The sequence below is a fragment of the Rhizobium altiplani genome (assembly GCF_001542405.1).
Lineage (GTDB): Bacteria > Pseudomonadota > Alphaproteobacteria > Rhizobiales > Rhizobiaceae > Rhizobium > Rhizobium altiplani.
The window spans coordinates 1-4,239 of sequence record NZ_LNCD01000068.1; the positions used below are offsets into that span (position 1 = coordinate 1).

Sequence of the window (4,239 nt, forward strand, 5' to 3'; positions counted from 1 at the left end):
CGTGTTAGCCCAGCGCGCAAGACCCGCATCGGCAATAATCTTTGTGATGGCCGCTTTCTGTTCTTCCGCCAGCGGGAGCAACGGCAAACGTGGGCCACCGGCGTCGCGACCTAGTTGGCTCATGGTCTCTTTGATGGCCGCATAGTATGCTCCTGACTGGAAGCACCGATAAAAGGCGAAGACATCGCGGCCGAGATCGTCCAAGGCCTTATCGCCCGTCAGCGCCTTGTCCCAATAGTCGCGGATCAACGGCCCGGCGATCTGATGCGCCATTGCGACCACCCCATGAGCACCCACGGCGCGAGCTGGAACGATCATTGTTTCGTAGCCGACGAAAACACGAAGCCTCTCACCGACGCGCTGTACAAGCTCGGTTACCTGTGTGATGACACCAGAGCTGTCTTTGATCGCGACCACAGTCGGTAGGGCGGAGAGTTGCTCCACGAGGGCCGGCGTGATGTCGATCCCCGCACGTTTTGGGCTGTTGTACAGCATCAGAGGCAGCGGCGTGTTGGTGGAAATGTACTGGAAGAAGGCCACGATTTCACGCGGGCTCGGCATGGCGTAGATCGGCGGCAGGATCATGCCACCCGCGCAGCCCGAAGCCACGGCCGACTGGCACGCTTCCAGAACATCCTCGACACGGAGGTCGGCAACACCTGCCAGTACGGGCACGCGACGAGCCACATGCTCAACGGTCAATTTGTAGAGGCGGGCGCGTTCGGTTGTGGTGAGTGCATAGAACTCGCCGGTGCTACCAGCCGCCACGACCCCTTGCGCGCCATTCGAGATAGCCTCGTCGATGAGTTCCTTGTAGCGGGTCTCATTGATGGAGCCATCGGCTCCGAAGGGAGTGACGAGAACGGGGAAAATACCGCCCCAGTTTACATTGGCCATTATCGGTTATCCTTTGTTTTCAGACAGCATGAAGGTGGGACTGTAGAACCCACCAGGGGACTGAGAAGACGGGCCTGCTCCGTGAAGCGCCCGACGAAAGCCGCTAGCCTCGGATTGGCGTCAGAAAGCAGTAGTTCACGCGGATCGCCACTGGCGGCGACGACCCCTTGGTCCATGAAGATCACCCGATCGGCCAACTCATAAGCCAAGCCAATCTCATGCGTGACGATGACCATGGTCATGCCTTCGGCGGCGAGCTGGCGGATTGCAGCCAGCACCTCGCCCACTAATTCCGGGTCCAACGCCGAGGTAGGCTCGTCGAAGAGCATTATGGTGGGCTGCATGGCTAGAGCCCGGGCAATTGCGACACGCTGCTGCTGACCACCCGAGAGCTGTGACGGATATTTGTGGCCCGCGTCCGGAAGGCCCATACGAGCAAGGAGTTCGCGAGCCTGTGCCTCTGCCTCAGTGCGGGGCACATGCTTCACCACCACCGGGGCTTCGATGATGTTTTGCAACGCGGTCCGATGCGGGAACAGGTTGAAGCTCTGGAAGACCATGCCGGTTTTGCCGCGCGCAGCATTGAGTTGTGCACTGGTAAGTTTCAGCCGTTCGGTATCCGTGCGGCGGAACAGAGGCGCCCCCCCAATGACGACCTCGCCCTCATCGGGCTCCAGCAATAAGTTCATGCAGCGCAGGAGCGAAGTCTTGCCCGAGCCGCTGGCGCCGATCAGGCAAACAACCTCGCCACGATGAACGTCGAGATTGACGCCACGCAAAACATGCTGCTTTCCAAACGATTTGTTGATTCCGCGTACACTCAGTACGACGTCAGTGGATTTGGCGGTCATCACACGGCCTCCTTGCGCTCGTACCGGCGTGACAGGGCGCTGAGGGGAAACAAAATGAGGATGAACATGACGCCGATAACGGTGTAGACCTCCATCGGTCGGTAGGTGAAGCTGGATATGTATCCCGCCTGGTAGAGCAAATCTGGGATGGTCAGCACCGAGAGCAGCGTGGTGTTCTTGAGCTGCATGATGGTCTGGCCCACCAACGGCGGCACCATGCGTCGCAATGCCTGCGGCAGGATGATCCGCTTCATGCGCTGGAAGTAGCTCATTCCCAGCACCACGGCGGCGTCTGTCTGGCCACGGTCGATCGATTGGACGCCGGCTCGCAGAATCTCGGCATAGAACCCACTTGCATAAAAGCCGAGACCCATAATACCCGCTGTTTCCTTGTCAATTTGGATTTGAAGGAAGATTGGCAGGGCGTAATAAATCCACAGCAGCAGCACCAACAGTGGGATGTTGCGGAAAAACTCCACCCAAATTCGACCGGTCCAACGCAATAGCGGCAAGGGAGTTAACTGAAGCAGCGCCACTAAAAGGCCAAGCGCCAACCCAATGGCGCAGGTGTAGACGGTGTATTTAAGGGTGATGAGCAGGCCGAACGCTAGGAGATCCCAATTCTCAAAGACGATTGACGGATCGAATTTCATGGCGCTCTCCATCACTTGGGAAGAAAGCCGGCGGGCAGCGGATCGTCCGACTCCAGCACGAGGGTCGAATATGCGCTGATGTGAGCCATGCCACGCACCTCGGGGATTACCGCTGGCTGGCCCTCCGCACCCTGGCCCAACTCAACGACCTTTGCAGCAAAGGGAACGCCGAGGATATTCTCAGCGCGGTATGGGGCACCGAGAGCCAACTCACCGCGCGCATGAAGTTGCGCAATGCGCGCTGAAGTACCCGTGCCACAAGGCGAGCGATCGAATTTGTTGGCGGCCAAAACCACAAGGTGACGGCTTCCGCCATCTATCGCCTCATAAAATAGCACGCTGCTGATCTGCGGGTGCCCGGCGCTGGAATTGACCGCTTCCTTGATTGCCATGCCCGCTCGACACCACTGGCTGGCATGGTCGATGTCGAAAGGTAGGCCGATCTGGCGCGTATCGACCAAGGCGTACATAATGCCGCCATAGGCGATGTCGCACGTCACTGTTCCAAAACCCGCGGCGTCGACCACAATATCTGCAGAGGCGACATAAGACGGAACGTTGCACAAAATCACCGACGTGAGCCGGTCGGCTTCGAAGGTGCCGGTTACATGGACGATGCCCGCTGGAGTCTCGATCGACATGCCGTTCCGCTCGAAGCCTTGGGGGAGAGTCCCCACCGCGGCCATGCTGGCGATATAGCCAATCGTAGCATGCCCGCACATGTCGGCGTACGCATACGAGAAGATGAAGAATAATCCCTGATCCGCTACGCGGGAAGGCACAGGGACTGCCGCGGCCATGGCGGCATGGCCGCGCGGTTCATGAAGGAGAAGAGATCTGAGGGCGTCATGATTTCTGCTGAAATCATCACGCTGTTCGCGCACGCTTTGCCCGCGCAACGGAGGAATACCGGCTGTGACCGTTCGCGTGGGATGTCCCGCCGTGTGGCTGTCGATGACGGTGAAGAGACGGTTGGTACGCATGTCAGCAATACTTTCCCGACTGCGGAACTACCTTCATGTCGATGCCGCGGTCGAGCAAGCTGCGGGTAATGCGCGAGCAAGCGAAACCCAGTGTGTTCTGCTGCGACATCCAGTTGGCCAGAAAGTTCTGAAAGCCTTCATTGCCCGGTTCGCGGCGAATCCCGATGGTTGAAGGACTACGCAGGAGCGGCATGGGCACGACGGCTTTGGCGATGCCCTTGGCATCCAGCAAGGCAGCATCCTGATCCGCGAGAATGATGGCGTCTACTTTGCCCGACTGGAGTTCTAGAACGGCCTGATCGCGCGTAGGAACGACGTCGAGAGTGGCGTTGGGGATGACCGCCTCGGCAATGACCTGCATCGTGCCGCCCTTTTGTACGGCAATGCGGGTTTCCTTGTTGTCCATTTCACGCCAGGTCTTGGGCTCGAAGCCCGGTCGGGCGGCCAGCACCCAAATTCCTTCGACGATGGCTCCTGGTACGTAGTCGACAACGAGACCGCGACGGGGATTGGGATTCAGTCCCACTGCGAGATCAATCTTGCCGGCTTGGAAATCGGCAGCAAGGTTGCCCCAAGTGGTTTCGTAATATTCGAGCTTCACGTCGAGCAGGGTGGCGATATCCTTGCCCCAATCCACAAAGAAGCCACTCCACTCCCCTGTGCGCGGATCTTTGATGTAGCCCGGCTCCTCTGCGACCATAACCGGAAACTTCAATTTTCCACTCGCCTTTATGCGCTCGAGTACCAGAGAGAGGTCCTCTGCTCGAGCCGGGACGGAGGCCGGGCCGATCACGGTTGCTAAGCTGATTGCAGCAGCGACGAGTGCACTTGTCCAACGGTTCATAGACGTCTCCT

Annotated in this window: 5 protein-coding genes; all 5 read right to left on the reverse strand. The window is 58.8% G+C overall.

Translation table 11 applies throughout. The annotated features are described in order from the left end of the window. Positions 1-897, reverse strand: an 897-nt coding sequence (locus AS026_RS14920; RefSeq protein ID WP_028749733.1) for a dihydrodipicolinate synthase family protein, incomplete at its 3' end; no start/stop codon positions are given. Continuing rightward, positions 897-1,748: an amino acid ABC transporter ATP-binding protein gene (locus tag AS026_RS14925; protein ID WP_062370408.1), complete on the reverse strand. Its 852-nt coding sequence runs from the start codon at positions 1,746-1,748 to the stop codon at positions 897-899. The genes AS026_RS14925 and AS026_RS14920, both read right to left, overlap by 1 nt. Then, positions 1,748-2,401 (reverse strand): amino acid ABC transporter permease, encoded by a 654-nt coding sequence (locus tag AS026_RS14930; RefSeq protein ID WP_028749720.1) that lies wholly within the window; start codon positions 2,399-2,401, stop codon positions 1,748-1,750. Before AS026_RS14930 ends, AS026_RS14925 begins: the two co-directional genes overlap by 1 nt. A gap of 11 nt (positions 2,402-2,412) precedes the next feature. Then, positions 2,413-3,384 (reverse strand): proline racemase family protein, encoded by a 972-nt coding sequence (locus AS026_RS14935; RefSeq protein WP_028749721.1) that lies wholly within the window; start codon positions 3,382-3,384, stop codon positions 2,413-2,415. A gap of 1 nt (position 3,385) precedes the next feature. Next, on the reverse strand, positions 3,386-4,228 hold the full coding sequence (locus AS026_RS14940) for a transporter substrate-binding domain-containing protein (RefSeq protein WP_062370411.1): 843 nt from the start codon (positions 4,226-4,228) through the stop codon (positions 3,386-3,388). Between the last annotated feature and the right edge of the window lie 11 nt (positions 4,229-4,239).